This window comes from Fictibacillus sp. WQ 8-8 (genome assembly GCF_024494405.1).
In the GTDB taxonomy this organism is placed as follows: Bacteria; Bacillota; Bacilli; order Bacillales; family Fictibacillaceae; genus Fictibacillus_C; species Fictibacillus_C marinisediminis.
Map to the genome: position 1 here is coordinate 381,328 of NZ_JAMXKG010000004.1, position 15,060 is coordinate 396,387.

The 15,060-nt window shown below is 42.5% G+C and carries 16 protein-coding genes; 3 read left to right on the plus strand and 13 right to left on the minus strand.

Annotation, left to right across the window (positions count from 1 at the left end; translation table 11 throughout):
- Positions 1 to 31: 31 nt before the first annotated feature.
- From hrcA to gpr, 5 genes are all read right to left on the minus strand, one after another.
- Complete coding sequence (hrcA, locus tag M1K46_RS11545; RefSeq protein ID WP_091004589.1) at positions 32 to 1,054, minus strand: heat-inducible transcriptional repressor HrcA; 1,023 nt, start codon at positions 1,052 to 1,054, stop codon at positions 32 to 34.
- An 89-nt stretch (positions 1,055 to 1,143) separates the two neighbouring features.
- Positions 1,144 to 2,283 (minus strand): radical SAM family heme chaperone HemW, encoded by a 1,140-nt coding sequence (hemW, locus tag M1K46_RS11550; protein WP_256226081.1) that lies wholly within the window; start codon positions 2,281 to 2,283, stop codon positions 1,144 to 1,146.
- Between the two features lie 87 nt (positions 2,284 to 2,370).
- Complete coding sequence (lepA, locus tag M1K46_RS11555; RefSeq protein WP_256226082.1) at positions 2,371 to 4,194, minus strand: translation elongation factor 4; 1,824 nt, start codon at positions 4,192 to 4,194, stop codon at positions 2,371 to 2,373.
- A 163-nt stretch (positions 4,195 to 4,357) separates the two neighbouring features.
- A complete protein-coding gene (locus M1K46_RS11560) occupies positions 4,358 to 4,708 on the minus strand; it encodes a DUF3679 domain-containing protein (RefSeq protein ID WP_082316307.1) in 351 nt (116 codons plus the stop codon).
- Positions 4,709 to 4,771: 63 nt separating this feature from the next.
- A complete protein-coding gene (gene gpr / locus M1K46_RS11565) occupies positions 4,772 to 5,887 on the minus strand; it encodes a GPR endopeptidase (protein WP_053357819.1) in 1,116 nt (371 codons plus the stop codon).
- A 153-nt stretch (positions 5,888 to 6,040) separates the two neighbouring features.
- On the opposite strand from gpr, the gene rpsT reads away from it, so the two are divergent.
- On the plus strand, positions 6,041 to 6,307 hold the full coding sequence (gene rpsT / locus M1K46_RS11570) for a 30S ribosomal protein S20 (RefSeq protein ID WP_053357818.1): 267 nt from the start codon (positions 6,041 to 6,043) through the stop codon (positions 6,305 to 6,307).
- Between the two features lie 373 nt (positions 6,308 to 6,680).
- Here rpsT and holA read toward each other — a convergent pair whose 3' ends face one another.
- On the minus strand, positions 6,681 to 7,700 hold the full coding sequence (holA, locus tag M1K46_RS11575; protein ID WP_256226084.1) for a DNA polymerase III subunit delta: 1,020 nt from the start codon (positions 7,698 to 7,700) through the stop codon (positions 6,681 to 6,683).
- A 331-nt stretch (positions 7,701 to 8,031) separates the two neighbouring features.
- Between holA and M1K46_RS11580 the strand changes: the two genes are divergently transcribed.
- Positions 8,032 to 8,166 (plus strand): YqzM family protein, encoded by a 135-nt coding sequence (locus M1K46_RS11580; protein WP_082316196.1) that lies wholly within the window; start codon positions 8,032 to 8,034, stop codon positions 8,164 to 8,166.
- 32 nt (positions 8,167 to 8,198) lie between these two features.
- Here M1K46_RS11580 and M1K46_RS11585 read toward each other — a convergent pair whose 3' ends face one another.
- The 3 genes from M1K46_RS11585 to M1K46_RS11595 all read right to left on the minus strand — a co-directional run bounded on the left by M1K46_RS11585 (position 8,199) and on the right by M1K46_RS11595 (position 11,785).
- The gene (locus M1K46_RS11585) at positions 8,199 to 10,502 is read right to left on the minus strand and encodes a DNA internalization-related competence protein ComEC/Rec2 (RefSeq protein ID WP_256226085.1); all 2,304 of its coding nucleotides are present in this window, start codon (positions 10,500 to 10,502) and stop codon (positions 8,199 to 8,201) included.
- A gap of 3 nt (positions 10,503 to 10,505) precedes the next feature.
- Positions 10,506 to 11,087, minus strand: coding sequence for a ComE operon protein 2 (locus tag M1K46_RS11590; RefSeq protein WP_256226086.1), 582 nt, complete (start codon positions 11,085 to 11,087; stop codon positions 10,506 to 10,508).
- 65 nt (positions 11,088 to 11,152) lie between these two features.
- A complete protein-coding gene (locus M1K46_RS11595; protein ID WP_256226087.1) occupies positions 11,153 to 11,785 on the minus strand; it encodes a helix-hairpin-helix domain-containing protein in 633 nt (210 codons plus the stop codon).
- A gap of 99 nt (positions 11,786 to 11,884) precedes the next feature.
- Here M1K46_RS11595 and comER point away from each other — a divergent pair, with 99 nt between their 5' ends.
- Entirely contained in the window at positions 11,885 to 12,706 is an 822-nt protein-coding gene (gene comER, locus M1K46_RS11600) for a late competence protein ComER (RefSeq protein WP_256226088.1), read from the plus strand.
- Between the two features lie 84 nt (positions 12,707 to 12,790).
- Here comER and M1K46_RS11605 read toward each other — a convergent pair whose 3' ends face one another.
- The 4 genes from M1K46_RS11605 to M1K46_RS11620 are packed head-to-tail and all read right to left on the minus strand — an operon-like array spanning position 12,791 to position 15,055.
- A complete protein-coding gene (locus tag M1K46_RS11605; RefSeq protein ID WP_256226090.1) occupies positions 12,791 to 13,531 on the minus strand; it encodes a class I SAM-dependent DNA methyltransferase in 741 nt (246 codons plus the stop codon).
- A gap of 13 nt (positions 13,532 to 13,544) precedes the next feature.
- Complete coding sequence (gene rsfS, locus M1K46_RS11610) at positions 13,545 to 13,898, minus strand: ribosome silencing factor (protein WP_062234829.1); 354 nt, start codon at positions 13,896 to 13,898, stop codon at positions 13,545 to 13,547.
- Between the two features lie 16 nt (positions 13,899 to 13,914).
- Complete coding sequence (gene yqeK / locus M1K46_RS11615; RefSeq protein WP_256226091.1) at positions 13,915 to 14,487, minus strand: bis(5'-nucleosyl)-tetraphosphatase (symmetrical) YqeK; 573 nt, start codon at positions 14,485 to 14,487, stop codon at positions 13,915 to 13,917.
- On the minus strand, positions 14,465 to 15,055 hold the full coding sequence (locus tag M1K46_RS11620; RefSeq protein ID WP_082316194.1) for a nicotinate-nucleotide adenylyltransferase: 591 nt from the start codon (positions 15,053 to 15,055) through the stop codon (positions 14,465 to 14,467). The genes yqeK and M1K46_RS11620 overlap by 23 nt, the downstream gene beginning before the upstream one ends.
- Positions 15,056 to 15,060 lie beyond the last annotated feature (5 nt).

Sequence of the window (15,060 nt, forward strand, 5' to 3'; positions counted from 1 at the left end):
TCCCTAAAATAATCGGAGTTTATTGTTATTGTTAGAACCTAGCGTTAAATAAGTTCGTAAACTCTTTGCTGATCGTGTCAAGCAGACCGATTACGCGTTTATATTCCATTCGGGTAGGCCCGATCAAGGAAATCGTGCCGATATGCTTGCCGTGAAACGAATAGGAAGCTTTGATCAGGCTACAGTTTCTGACAGCTTCTACCTGATTTTCCTGTCCGATCGTTACGGTTATGCCATCATTATTCGCTGTAAGCAGCTGTTCAATGACCGCCTTTTCCTCCAGGGCGTCCAAAAGAATACGAACTTTTTCTACATCCCTGAATTCAGGCTGATACAGCATTTTGGTTTTACCGCCAAAAAATATCTTATCTTTGTTGCTCCATTTAAAGATATCATCAATAAACAGGGAAGCCTGCCGATGATTCATCAGATGCTTTCTGAAAACAACGTTGAGTTCATCCTGGATTTTTTTGTGAAGTTCAGCGAGAGGTACCCCTGCCAGCTTCTCATTTAAGATATTGAGCAGCTTCTCAATCTCTTCGGGCGCAATTCCTTCGGGCAGGATCACATGCCTGTTTTCAACATGTCCCGTACTCGTCACAAATATAGCAACGGCCTGCTGGGATCCTAAAGGAATCAACTGAATGTGTTTTAATGTCGTTTCAATCGCTTCCGGTCCAAGAATGATTGATGTGTAGTTGGTAAGTTCAGAAAGAATTTTAGCAGATTGTTCAAAAATACGTTCGGTTTCTTCCAATTTCTCGTTGAATAGCGCCTGTATATTAAAAATATCCGCTGTCGAAAGAACCGTGGGGCTCAAAAGGTGATCGACGTAAAAGCGATACCCTTTCTCGGACGGAATCCTGCCTGATGAAGTGTGAGTCTTTTCAAGGAATCCCAAATCCTCCAAGTCCGCCAGCTCATTCCGGATGGTGGCCGGGCTGAAATGGACATCTTCTCTTTTGGAAATGGTCCTTGATCCTACAGGTTCAACATGCTGGATGTAATCATCAATCAGCACTTGAAGTATAAAAAGCTGTCTTTCAGATAACATCCTTTCACCTCCGAGGCTGTTAGCACTCCGAAAGAGCGAGTGCTAAATCTAATATTAAATTACCAAAAGCAACTGAAGATTGTCAACGATTAAACCACACCGATAAATTCCTGAAACACTTCATTCCCTAAAAACGTTCCATCCTTCGTCAGTGATACCCTGTCACCGGACTTTTTAAGCCACCCCTTTGCCAGCAGCTGTTCGATCTGCGGGCCAAATACTTCATACATGGACTTTCCGTACCTTTGTTTAAATCGGGTATCAGATACACCATCCATTTTTCTCAATCCCATAAAAAGTTCTTCCTCCATTTTAGCTGATGGAGCCAGCGTTTCAGAATGAACATAAGGAAAGCCTGTCTCATCGATCAACGACATATATTTCTTCAATGGCCCTGCATTGGCCATTCGTTTGCCATTTACATAGCTATGGGCACCTGCTCCTATGCCATAGTATTCGTTATTATCCCAGTATTGCAGATTATGCTTGCTTTCATAACCGGGTCTCGCAAAGTTTGAAATTTCATACTGGACATAACCGTGCTTCTCCATCTGTTCCATAAGGACTTCATACATTTGGGCTTCTTCCTCCTGCTCCGGCAGCAGCAAGTCCCCTTTTACCGCACGATTGTAAAACACCGTCTTTTTTTCAAGCTGAAGGGAGTAGGCCGAGAAATGGGGGACGTTTAATGAAAATGCAATTTCGAGCGTTTCTTTTAGCATATCAACGGTTTGATGGGGCAGTCCGAACATAATATCCAGAGAAATATTCTCGATGCCAACAGCTTTTGCTTCTGAGACTGTTCGAATAACGTCCTCTTTCACATGTGTCCGTCCAAGTTCTTTTAAAAGCTGTTCCTGAAAGGCCTGCACACCAATGCTCAGCCTGTTCACTCCATAGGCCTCCATGATCTCCAGTTTCTTTCGATCGGTTTGTTCCGGATTAGCTTCTACGGTGAATTCATCGAGTTCGTCAAAAGAAAAGTGTCGGTTCACCATCTTAAGAAACGTTTCAAATTGTTCATAATCGAGTGCAGTGGGCGTACCTCCGCCGACAAAGATGGTTTTCATCCTGGAATATGGGGTCTGTCTAACTGTGTTGATCATTTCTTTTTCCATATACGTTAAATATTCGTTAACGGGCTGTCCTTTTAAGAACACCTTGTTAAAATCGCAATAATGGCAAATGTTCACACAGAACGGGATATGAAAATAAGCCGCTTCTGGCATATGATCCCTGCTTTCTTGTCTAAAATTTGTGAAAGACCGCAAAAATATGCGGTCTCGTCCTGTTGCTTATTTTATTTCGTTGTGGAATTAATCGTTGTCCATTCGCAGTACCGCCATGAAGGCTTCCTGCGGCACCTCGACTCGTCCAATGGTTTTCATGCGCTTCTTACCTTCTTTTTGCTTTTCAAGCAATTTTCTTTTACGGGAAATATCTCCGCCGTAACACTTGGCAAGAACGTTTTTACGAAGTGCTTTAATATTGGACCTTGCAATGATCTTTTGTCCGATTGAGGCTTGAATAGGTACCTCAAACTGCTGGCGAGGAATCAGTTCTTTAAGCTTTTCAACGACTACTTTTCCGCGTTCATAAGCAAAATCTTTATGAACGATGACAGAAAGAGCATCGATTTTTTCTCCGTTTAGCAATATATCCATCTTAACCAGCTTGGAAGGCTTGTAGCCGATCAACTCATAGTCAAGTGAAGCATAGCCTTTCGTGCTCGATTTCAGCTGGTCAAAGAAATCATAGACAATTTCAGAGAGAGGGATTTCGTAAAGCACGTTTACCCGGTTATTTTCCAGGTAATCCATCGTCTGGAAAATCCCGCGTTTTTTCTGGCAGATTTCCATGATGGTCCCTACATAATCATTCGGTGTCATAATCGTCGCTTTTACATAAGGTTCTTCTACCTTTTGCAGGAGCTGTGCTTCCGGCATGTTGGCCGGGTTATCAACGATCATCTCTTCACCGTCAGTTAACAAAACATTGTAAATTACACTTGGTGCTGTTGCAATGAGGTCAATGTTAAATTCACGTTCGATCCTCTCCTGAATAATCTCCATGTGAAGCAGCCCCAAGAATCCGCAGCGATAGCCGAACCCGAGTGCTTGAGAGGTTTCAGGTTCATATTGAAGTGCAGAATCATTTAAAACAAGCCGTTCCAATGCCTCGCGCAAATCATTATATTTTGCGTTATCAACTGGATATAATCCGCAATATACCATCGGGTTCATTTTTCGGTACCCAGGCAGCGGTTCGCTGGCTGGTTTGACAGCACTCGTAATGGTATCCCCGACTTGAGTATCGCCTACATTTTTAATGGCAGCAGTCAAGTAGCCTACGTCACCGACTGTTAAGAAATCCCTGTTGACAGCTTTTGGCGTGAACACACCGAGTTCCACCACCTCAAATTCTTTCTCTGTCGCCATCATTTTGATTTTATCGCCGATTTTAACCGTGCCTTCGGTTACACGGATATACGTTACTACTCCCCGGTATGGATCATAAAGCGAGTCGAAAATAAGAGCTTGAAGCGGGCCGTCCGGATCTCCAGATGGCGCTGGCACCTTTTCGACAATCTGTTCCAGTATTTCTTCAATCCCGATCCCAGCTTTCGCTGAAGCTAAAACAGCTTCGGAAGCATCAAGCCCGATGATATCTTCAACCTCCTGCCTCACTCTCTCCGGTTCAGCACTCGGAAGGTCGATCTTATTAATGACAGGAAGGATTTCCAGATCATTCTCTAGCGCAAGATAAACATTAGCAAGGGTTTGGGCTTCGATTCCCTGGGCAGCGTCAACAATCAGAAGCGCCCCTTCACAGGCTGCAAGGCTTCTTGATACTTCATACGTGAAGTCAACATGTCCTGGAGTATCAATCAGGTGAAATGTATACACTTCTCCATCTTTAGCTTTGTAGTTTAACTGAACAGCATTCAGCTTTATGGTTATCCCCCGTTCACGTTCAAGGTCCATGGAGTCCAGAAGCTGTTCTTTCATTTCTCTTTGAGTCAAGGCGCTGGTTTTCTCAAGGATCCGGTCAGCCAGCGTTGATTTTCCATGGTCAATATGAGCAATGATGGAAAAATTGCGAATCCTTGATTGCCTGTCCAGTTTTTGTTCTCGATTCATTCATTTCACTCCTACATTTTGCGCAAAGTACACTATTTTAGATTATAGCAATACAAAGACCGTTGTTCAATGCTGAACCAAATGAAAAGTGGAGACGCCTCGAAATGTTCCACTGGATAACAAACATGAAAAAACAGTTATTTTTCTTAAATGAAAATAACTGTCAGCTTAATGATCCAAATATCTGTGAAAGTATTGCGGAGATAAGACCGATGACCGCTCGAAAAAGAGATGAAATGAGAACAGACACTTTCTCACCCAGCGAAGAAAAGAAGTTGAAGGCTTTAGACTCTTCTAATTGTTTCTGTTTCGCCGTTAAATCTTTAGCATCTATTGCAGCCCCCAGTACTTCAGCATCAGTATGTCCTTTGCTTTCCTTTATCGCTAAAGCTTTACCTGTGTCCGTATTGCCTTTTAAATGATTCATCCCTACTGAGGCCCTCTGCATTCCAAGCAGGACACCGAAAAACAAAACAGCCGTGATCAGAAAACACTTCAGCATAAATTTACCCACAGGACCCACCCCGTTTACCATTGGTTTCTTTACATCCTATGAAACAGCTTGTCCTTTTATGTGTCAGTGCGTATAGGAAGAACTGTTGGATTGGTCAACCTGCCTGTGAAGCGCTGTGTTCAATCCTACGGCAAGAACATTTGCCATGTCCTCTATAAATGTATCCACCTCTTTTGGCGTTACCATGAGATTATGTCCGATTGGAGAGAGGACCTCCCGAATCAGCATTCTTTTTTCATCTTCATCAAGGGTTCCTATCATTCCCAGGAAGGATTGCCGTTCCGCTTCTGGCGGAAGATCGTCCTCTTTCAGAATTTTCTTTTCCCCAAACGTCATCCATGTTGGTGCGAGAGACTTGGACGGCTTATCCTTTTCTTTGATCTCCCTGCCAAAATGTTTGAGGATATAATCAATGGCATCGCTCGTGATCGTAACGGCATCGACAACGGTAGGAATACCGATCGCGATAACCGGGATACCCAGTGTGTCTTTGCTCAGCTCTTTTCTTTTGTTGCCGACACCAGACCCTGGATGGATTCCACTGTCAGAGATTTGAATAGTCGTGTTTACCCGCTCGAGAGATCTCGAAGCCAGAGCATCGATCGCGATCACAAAATCAGGGTTAACTTTTCGAATGACGCCTTCAATAATATCGCTCGTTTCGATCCCTGTTATCCCCATGACCCCAGGCGAGATGGCACAGACCGGCCGGAACCCTTCTTCCACATTTTCAGGCGACAGAGCAAATAAATGTTTTGTGATCAATAGATTTTCCACTACGTTGGGTCCTAGAGAATCAGGAGTAACATTCCAGTTTCCAAGACCGACAACCAGGCACGTGTCATTATCCTGAATTCCAAGTTCATTAATAAAGTTTTTAAAGTCACGGGCAAAGACCTCCTGCACCCGTTCCTGAAGCTCCGAATCCTTTTCCCTAATCCCCTGCATCTCGAATGTTAAATATGTACCCGGTTTTTTCCCGGTAGCCTGTGCCCCATTTTCATCTATCTCTACCCTCGTATATTTAATTCCATCATGATCCCGTTCTTTAATGATGATGCCTTTAACAGAGCTCTCCTTCTCCTTCATCTTCTCTTCATTTACCAGCATTTCATGTGCTTCGATCGCTAAGTCTGTCCGAATGGAATAGTTGTTCAGATCCAAATCTTTGTTGTTCATTTTGGCACCGTCCTGTGATAGAGATATATTGTCTCTATTTTTGCCATTAAAAAGCCATTTCATTCTTGTATTGCAATTGAAGAATTAAACTGATAAAATACTCTGTGTCCTATTTTTTTGCAATCCAGTTGCAATGTTAGGGAGGTGAATGGATTGGCTAATATTAAATCTGCTATTAAACGTGTAAAAACAAATGATAAGAACCGTGCTCATAATGCTTCTTTAAAGTCTGCTATGCGTACAGCTGTGAAAAACTTTGAAACTAAGGTCGCTAACAAAGATGCTGAAGGTGCTAAAGAAGCTTTCACAGTTGCTACTAAAAAAGTTGATAAAGCGGCAACTAAAGGACTTATCCATAAAAATGCAGCTTCCCGTCAGAAGTCTCGTCTTGCTAAAGCGTTAAACGGAATCAACGCATAATCACGGGAAATGACACGAAACGGCCTTACAGGTCGTTTTTTTCATGTCTTTTTTTGAAAGCTACTGTTAACAGTCGCTTTTCAAAAAAATGACATCCATATTAATAATAATAATAAAAGATTCACCATGTTGTCCGTGATGTTCTGGTTTAAAACGAATGCGTTGAACCCTGTCGTAAGTTGTCGCATATAAACGACTTGAAAATAAAAGCGTAAATTTTAAACATAAATCGGTATTTTTCATTTCCCTTAAAAAAATGACCCTATAATTGCCAAATGGATGGTTTTTGGCAACCTAAAACAATATCAACAGTATGATTTAAAACAGCATGAACAAAAAATGTCCAGCCGATATCCAATCGGCTGGACGTTTTTTAATTTGCCATCTTCAGCATAATCAGTTCCAAAATAAGCTGTTTATCCATTTTCCCTGTTTTCATCTCATAATCCGCCTCAGCTATGCGATCCAGCATGCTGAGAAGCTCTTCTTCCTCAAAAAGCCTCGCTTGTCTGGAAGCCAGCTTTACTGCATAGGGATGCAGCTTTAAAGCTCCTGCAATCTGTTTTTCTCCATAGCCTTTTGAAAAAAGTTCTTTCACCCCATATATAATACGAAACTGTCTTGCCATTAGGGAGAGAATTTTAATCGGTTCCTCATTCTGCTTGGCTAGGTCATAAAAAGTTCTTAGTGCAGCGTCAATTTTTTTATGAACAATATCATCAATGAGCGAAAAAATATTATCTTCCAGTGTTCTCGGTACAAGTTCATCAATGACGGGTATCGTGATATTTCCGCCATCCCCAACGAATAATGCCAGTTTGTCCATTTCTTGAATGAGTGCCATCAATTCATTTCCTACCTTGGCCGTCAAATATTGCGCTGCATCTGTATCGATGTGCACTTGCCGCTGAATCGCCCGGTCCTTAATCCATTCCACTGCCGAATCACCGCTTAAAGGGGTAGCTGCGATCAGTTCTCCTGACTTTTTCAGCGTTTTAATTATTTTCTTTCGTTCATCTAATTTCTCAGCTGGGACCACGAAAACGAGAAGCGTAAACTCAGCTGGATTCTGAATATATCTTTCAACGGTTGCAAGATCATGCTCAACTTTGCTCTTGTCCTTTACCCCCGTTAGAAAATAAGCATTTTTCACGACGACAACACGCCTGTCCCCCATAAACGGGAGCGTTTCCGCATCTTCCATAATCGCTTGTATAGGAGTTTCCATATAATCATATACAGAGAAGTTAAAATCCTTATCCTCTTCATTCAGCGAATGCTTCACAATGGCGGATATGGCTTGCTCAATAATATAAGATTCAGTTCCGTACAGAACATAATACGGAGAAAATTCCTTCTGTTTCAACTTTTTTTGTAATGGGACGATCGACAAAACCACTCACCTCAAACTTTCTCTGTTCCTATCGTATGCCGTATAGCTGTTTTTTTCAATAGGAATCAAACCAAAAAGAAGAAGCAGCTTTTGCTGCTTCTTCATTTATATTAAACGCTGATCACCAAGACCCCGGGACTCCCAGTGAACAGCGAGTAAACCGCTCTATTCCTTGTAATGTTATGATATCCTATGCCAATCTGCAGTATTGGTGACAACAGTTAGCAAAAAAGGAAAAGAATATGCATTTTATAGACAACGCTTCCAATCAAATATGGATTTTTTTATCTGAATGACTTATACTTATTATCGAAACGGGAGGGTTGCGGAAATGAATCATTTCGAAAAAGACGTCCAAAGCAAACGCAATGATTTAATCGATTCAGGCATGGGCTTCGTTTGGTCCTTTGGTTTTTTCACGTTAATCTTTGCAATTGGAGTTATTATCAAACTTATCGCTACATAATCAATAAAAAGAAGCCTGAAAAAGGCTTCTTTTTATTTGGATCCGGTTACACTGTGATGTATCTTTAACTTGTGACCCAGCATTTGGATCTCGATATCCCCAAGCTGATCGGTACGCAAAATGACCGCAGCATTTTTTTTGAAACGTGACACAACATCCGGATGTGGATGTCCGTACCGATTGTTTTTCCCGGCTGATATGACGGCATAAATGGGATCAACAGCGTCGATAAAAGCCTGTGAGGACGACGTTTTACTCCCATGATGGCCAGCCTTTAAAAAATCTGCCTTTAAAGGGACATTTCCACTTAAAATACGCTTTTCCCCTTCTTCTTCTAAATCCCCAGTGAATAGAAAGGAAAAACGCTTCATCTTTGCTAATAGGACGATGGATTGGGCATTGCTCTCGGTCTCATCACCATAAGGAGAAAGTACATAAAAAAGATGATCCCCAACCGACCACCTTTGCCCGCGCTGAGTAACACGAATAGGAATATCCAGACTGGCCGCATGATTCAGCACACTGGTTTCCAGCACTCCGTCAATTGTGCCTTTTGGATACAACAATTCACCTATCCTGACTCCAGACAGAACCGTTTCCGCCCCGCCGATGTGATCCATGTCTCCATGCGTCAATATCAATTTATCGATCTTCCGGATCCCCCGCGCTTTTAACGCGGGAAGAACGACCTCTTTCGTAATATTATAATCCACCTTTCTTTTTCTCCATTCTTCCTTTTCAAAATTCAGTGTTCCTCCCGTATCTATTAAATAAACCCCTTGCCTGAATGGAAGTTCAATCAAGGTACTGTCTCCCTGCCCAACATTTAAATAGGTAATTGTGCTGCTTGGATCAAGGGAATGAACATTCCAATGAAAAACACCGGCCAAAACAAGAAAGGAAGCAGGATAAAGCAGACGCTTATGACATCCATACCTTTCCCATTGAACGAACAAATTGAAGATCCCAAAATAATAGATCGGGATAAGATAGGCAGGAGGCTGTCCAAACACAAAATTAAGATTGTTCTTCTGCGCGTGAAGAAGGATTGAATTTGTGAATTTCATGAGGATGACAGGAAGATAAAGGATTATTTTAGCTGCATTGAGCGATAGGAACAAAATCGGAAGTGAAAGACAGGCAAGGGGCAGAACCACAAAAGACAGTAAGGGAATAAACAGAAGGTTCAGAGGCACTGACCATAATGACGTTTCATAAAAATGATAGATAATGATGGGGAAAGAAACAATTTGGCATATGAGGGTAGTTACCAAAGCTTGAGCTAAGTAGGAGGTATATCGGCTGAAGATCAGACGCGATGATATCAGTAAAGCAAACACATTCATAAAAGATAGCTGAAAACCAAGTTGAAAAACGTAATAAGGGTTCATCAGAAGCATAAGAAGGCACACACCACTCACAGGTGACAACGGATGAATCCTCCTTCTATATCGCCGGAACATCAGCAGCGCCATACCCATAATACCTGCACGGACGATGGAAGCTTCACTGCCGGTCATCACAACATAAAGAGGCAGGACCGAAGCGATACCTAGAGCTGCTCTTTCCCTGGTGATGCCCATTCGAAGACTGCCCGCAAAGAGCATGCCCATGATGATCGCCACATTAAACCCTGATACTGCAAGCAAATGTGACAAACCCATTCGCTGGTAGGCCTCATCAATATCGACCGGTATTTTTTCACGATAGCCAAATACCAAAGCATTGATTATCCCGGAGACATCCTCTTCAACCACTTTTTCTATCAGACGGATGCCCTTTTCACGCAAAGCAGCTGCATGCCCCAATAGATCAGGCGGTTTATCCCGGCAAGCAGAGACTGAAAGATGGGCCGCCTTTATGCTCCAGTGGATTCTCTGGCGTTTTAAGTACGAGGCGTAATCCATTCCTGCGAAATTCCCCCGCCCCTCAGGGACGATCAGTTCACCATCAAACGTACAGACCATCCCCTGATGAAGATGCTGTTTAAGCCGTTTCTGCATCCCATGAGATAGTATGATATGGTGAACAACAAATTTCTCATATTTTGTTTGAAGTTTGAAGGATAGTAAATCTCCGTCAATCTCCGGAATGGTCATGACGGTCCCGGTAAAGGTTCGTTCATCTCCAGAAAACTTCGTCACATTTTGCTTATCGGTAAACTGGAAATAGACGTAAAAGAATACAAATACGGCTAAGCAAAAGCTGATGGTCAACGTATTCGCACCTTTTTTGCCATAAAAAAGAGCGATGCCTGCGATCGCCCAGATGTAATGGTAAGATGATAAAAAAACGCCTGCTGCCGCACTTATCGCGTAGAAGTATCCGGCTCTCATGTTTTATTCCAAGTGCAAAGAACGGGGATACAGATACTGCACCTTGCTTTTCAAAGCCTCAAGTTTTTCTTGATCTCCCGCTCCACCTTCCTCTACAGCTCGCAACAGTTCAAAGGTTAATTCCATCTGTTCTATGTAATGAGGGTTGATATTATGGTCATTAAAAGGGACTTGCTTCACAACCAGTCCTGCTTCTTTAAATTGTTCAATTGCGTACGGGTGATTCTTATAATCTTTGGCATAGTAAAGTGTCTTTATTCCGCTCTGAATAATCGTACGGCAGCAATGCAGACAAGGAAAATGGGTGACATACATTTCTGCCCCCTCCACTGGTACACCAAATTTTGCACATTGCAAAATGGCATTCATCTCGGCATGGATCGTCCTCACACAATGGCCGTCTATCACATAACAACCTTCATCTATGCAATGCACGCCCCCGGATATGGAACCATTGTAGCCACCCGCAATGATCCTTTTATCCCTTACGATTGTTGCTCCCACCGCAAGTCTTGTACATGTGCTTCTGTAGGCAAGCAGATGGCTCTGTGCCATAAAATATTCATCCCAGGAAATACGGTCCATCTTTTCTCCTCCAATCTTATTTATTTTTAGTGTAGGCATTTACGCTGCTTTGAGTCAATGATAACTTAGTCAACCTCAATCTGTTCCTTCATGTTTTCCAGAGACTTTTCTCCAATTCCTGGTACATTCAGCAAATCCTCAATTGTTTTAAACGGTCCGTTCTCTTCACGATAGGCCATGATCGCTTTGGCTTTAGAAGGACCTATGCCATTCAGCGTTTCCAGCTCCTGCTCTGCTGCAGAATTAATATTAACCTTTGTTGTGCCACCACCATCCTGTCCTCCTGCATCAGGCCCAACCGGCAACCGTTCTTCGCCTTTAGCTGGGATGTAAAGAAGCATTTCATCCTTCACCCGTGCTGAAAGGTTAACTCCTTTTTCCTCCGCTTTTTTCGAAAAACCTCCTGCTCGATTAACTGCATCAATCACTCGGTCCCCTTGCTTCATCTCGTACACTCCCGGTTTCCTGACTTCACCTTTTATATCGATCTCAATTCTCTGAGAATCTGCATCCTTTGCAATAGGGGTTATTTTACTCGCTGCCCCTTTATTCTCCATCAATTCGACCGGAATGCCTTGCGCAGGCTCTACTTCATCCGGCATTTTTCCTGCAAAATAGAAAATTGCGGCTAACAAGCATGCCGCAGCAGGAAGAATGTAGCTGAGTTTGCGAACGGCTCCATCATATTTTCTGATCATCATTCGTCTCCTTTCAATACGTTTATTTCAATTTTCATATTCTGGGCAACTCAAGCATATACATCAAGGTAGGAAAGATAAGGGAGAGGAGGAGTTAAAGTGAAACTAGGTTTTATTGGAACCGGGAACATGGGGAGCATTTTAGTGTCATCTTTTATAGAATCATCGGCTGTACAGCCTTCACGTATAATGGTCACAAACCGGACGCTTTCTAAAGCAGAACGTCTGCAGTCTGCCCACCCCAAACTCCGAGTGGGAGCAACAGCTGAAGAGGTGATCCGTTTTGCCGATATCCTTTTCATCTGTGTAAAGCCGCATCAATTCTATGATGTTCTTTCTGAAAATAAAAAGTTTATATCCAAACATAAACTCGTGGTCTCGATCACGAGCCCCATTTCCTGTGAACAAATTGAAAACTTGCTTGATTGCAGTGTCGCCCGCGCCATTCCAAGCATCACAAACCGGGCCCTTTCAGGAACCTCATTGATCACATTTGGTTCGAAATGCCACACGGAATACAAAGAGAAACTCTTATCATTGATGTCGTTTATCTCTAAACCAGTGATCATCGATGAAAATGTGACACGCATCTCATCCGATATCGCAAGCTGCGGCCCGGCATTCATTGGGTATCTCGTACAATGTTTTGTTGACAGTTCCATTAAAAAAACAGATTTGACAAAAAACCAGGCGACATTGCTTGCCAGTGAAATGATTATTGGAATGGGAAAATTGCTGGAGAACGAAGTGTTTTCTTTGCCTTCACTCATTGAGAAAGTTTGCGTGAAGGGCGGAATTACTGGTGAAGGAATAAAAATATTGAACGAGGGAGCAGGTGATGTTTTCGATAAAGTCATAGACCGTACGCATGCAAAATACCACGATGAGTGTGAAAAAATCAGTGAACAGTTCGAGGTATAAGAGGAATTAAAGTAATCATTCGGCAGCATTTGAAATATTCCTTCAAGAATAAAATAAAAAATAAGCCAATCCATGGCTTATTTTTTATTTTTTACAGATGAAGAATATCCGTTCGGCTTCAGGCTGAATATCATCCTGAGAGAAATCTCCTGTTACTGCCAGAACTCGAAATCCGGTGCTTTGAAGCATCCTTTTATAAACCTCAATTGACAAGGTTCTTTGAATATGTACTTCATCAAATCGTATATAACGGTTTTCGTCCTCTTGAACAAAGAAACTAAGCTCATGTTCAACACTGTCTGGTTCTTCCCCTTCATAGCACTGCCAAATATACGAAAGCTGCTCTTCGTTGGATCCAAACGTGCTGCCCATAAATATGTTATGAATTTTATAAAGACTGTGTACATCGAATAAAAAGAGGCCGTCTTCTTTTAAATGCTGATAAACGGATTGAAACGCAGCCAAGACCTTTTCTTCAGAAAGAATATAATTAAGTGAATCACAAAAAATGATGGCAGCATCAAATTCCTGAAGCCCTTCCAGTTCCGTCATATCCTGCTGAATGTATTGTACGGGCACCTTCTGCTGCAAGGATTTTTCATTTGCCATCACCAGCATGTCCTCAGAAAGGTCAACGCCAGTTACGTCATAACCCTGTTTTGATAAGCGGATGGACACAGACCCTGTACCGCAGCCAAGATCCAGGACACTGCTGACGTTTCCCCCATATGACTGAACGGCCTGTTTAAAAAAAGCAACCCATTGATCATACGGTGCATCTTCCATTAGCTGATCATAGTAATACGCAAATTGTTGATAGCTCATCGCTGCTCCTCAATTAGGAAAGGATCTTATTCAGATCAACGGTAGGGGCGTCTCCCCAAAGTTTCTCCAGGTTATAATAAGATCTCTCATCACGATGGAATACATGGACAACCATATCTCCCATATCAACAAGGACCCATCTTGCCTGGTCATAGCCTTCCATGCGCTTGATGATGATCTCTTTTTCAGCTGCTACATCTTTAATTTCCTTAGCAATGGCCTGCACCTGCTTTTCGGAGTTCCCATGACAGATTAAGAAATAATCAGCAACAAGGGAAATGCCTTTCATATCGAGCATCATAATATCTTCCGCCCGTTTGTCATCCACCGCTTTTACGACTAACTCAATTAGTTCCTGTTCTTTCAAAATTATATTCCTCCATTCACTTTTTGTTTTTCACTTCAGCCAACAAGCTGTTGTACGTATAAATTGTTTCCGGGTATATCAGTTGGTTTTGTTTCATTAAGAATCCTACAGTATTTTTTAATGCCTGAATACAAGCGAGGTTCAGGTTTTCCTTAGCCTGTTGACGGACTTCATCAACGCCCGGAAAATTCCTGCCCGGTTCGATATAATCCGCAAGAAAAATAATTTTCTCAAGCGTACCCATCGCTGCTCTGCCCGTCGTGTGATAGGCGATAGCCTCGAGTACCTCAAGGTCTTCGATTCCTGCTTCTTCTTTCACCAGATAAGCACCGACCGGGGCATGCAAAAGTTCTGTACCATAATGAAGGAGGCTCTCTGGCATGCCCTGCTGCATGACTATCTCCCGCATCTCATTCTTTGAACGGAATTTGGCATAATCATGAAATATGGCTGCAAGTTCGGCTTTTTCCTTGCTTGCTCCATATCGGTCTGCAAGCTCGATAGCCGTTTCCATTACACCAAGTGTATGAATGTACCGATGTTCCGTTAATTGAGCCTTAACAATTTCAAGGGCTTTTTCTCGATCCATAAAGTCCCTTCACCTCTATAATTTTTCTTACATCATCCGGAATTAAATATTTTGTGTTCTCTCCAGCTGCTATTCTCTTTCTGATCAGGGTCGAAGAAACATCAAAAACCGGTACTTCCAGCAACTGGACTCCATAAGGATTTTGGTTTTCATCAAGGGGATGGCCACTGCGGTTAATACCGATAAAGGTTACAAGCCGGCTAAGCTCCTCGATCCCATGCCAAGTGGATAACGAATCAGCCATGTCACCGCCAATAATGAAAAAATAATGATGGTTCGGTTCCCTCTTTTTCAGTTCCCTGATGGTATCTATAGTATATGAAGGGCCTTCCCTTTCAAACTCTATAAGAGAGAGGGAAAATTTAGAATTTCCCTGGATGGCAGCTTTCACTAAGTCGATTCGGTCCTCTGCTGAAACACCTGATACCAAATCCTTATGAGGCGGATGGCTTGCCGGTAGCCATTCAACCCTATCAAGTGAAAATGCGGCTAATGCCTCCTGGGCAATGAGAAGATGCCCGTTATGCGGAGGGTGGAAAGAGCCGCCGAAAATACCGATTCTCGCCATGTAAT

Bases quoted from the DNA above. Each gene is read 5' to 3' on its own strand.
- hrcA (WP_091004589.1), bottom strand. From the start codon at position 1,054: ATGTTATCTGAAAGACAGCTTTTTATACTTCAAGTGCTGATTGATGAT.
- hemW (WP_256226081.1), bottom strand. From the start codon at position 2,283: ATGCCAGAAGCGGCTTATTTTCATATCCCGTTCTGTGTGAACATTTGC.
- lepA (WP_256226082.1), bottom strand. From the start codon at position 4,194: ATGAATCGAGAACAAAAACTGGACAGGCAATCAAGGATTCGCAATTTT.
- gpr (WP_053357819.1), bottom strand. From the start codon at position 5,887: ATGAACAACAAAGATTTGGATCTGAACAACTATTCCATTCGGACAGAC.
- M1K46_RS11580 (WP_082316196.1), top strand. From the start codon at position 8,032: ATGAATCATTTCGAAAAAGACGTCCAAAGCAAACGCAATGATTTAATC.
- M1K46_RS11585 (WP_256226085.1), bottom strand. From the start codon at position 10,502: ATGAGAGCCGGATACTTCTACGCGATAAGTGCGGCAGCAGGCGTTTTT.
- M1K46_RS11590 (WP_256226086.1), bottom strand. From the start codon at position 11,087: ATGGACCGTATTTCCTGGGATGAATATTTTATGGCACAGAGCCATCTG.
- M1K46_RS11595 (WP_256226087.1), bottom strand. From the start codon at position 11,785: ATGATCAGAAAATATGATGGAGCCGTTCGCAAACTCAGCTACATTCTT.
- M1K46_RS11605 (WP_256226090.1), bottom strand. From the start codon at position 13,531: ATGAGCTATCAACAATTTGCGTATTACTATGATCAGCTAATGGAAGAT.
- yqeK (WP_256226091.1), bottom strand. From the start codon at position 14,487: ATGGATCGAGAAAAAGCCCTTGAAATTGTTAAGGCTCAATTAACGGAA.
- M1K46_RS11620 (WP_082316194.1), bottom strand. From the start codon at position 15,055: ATGGCGAGAATCGGTATTTTCGGCGGCTCTTTCCACCCTCCGCATAAC.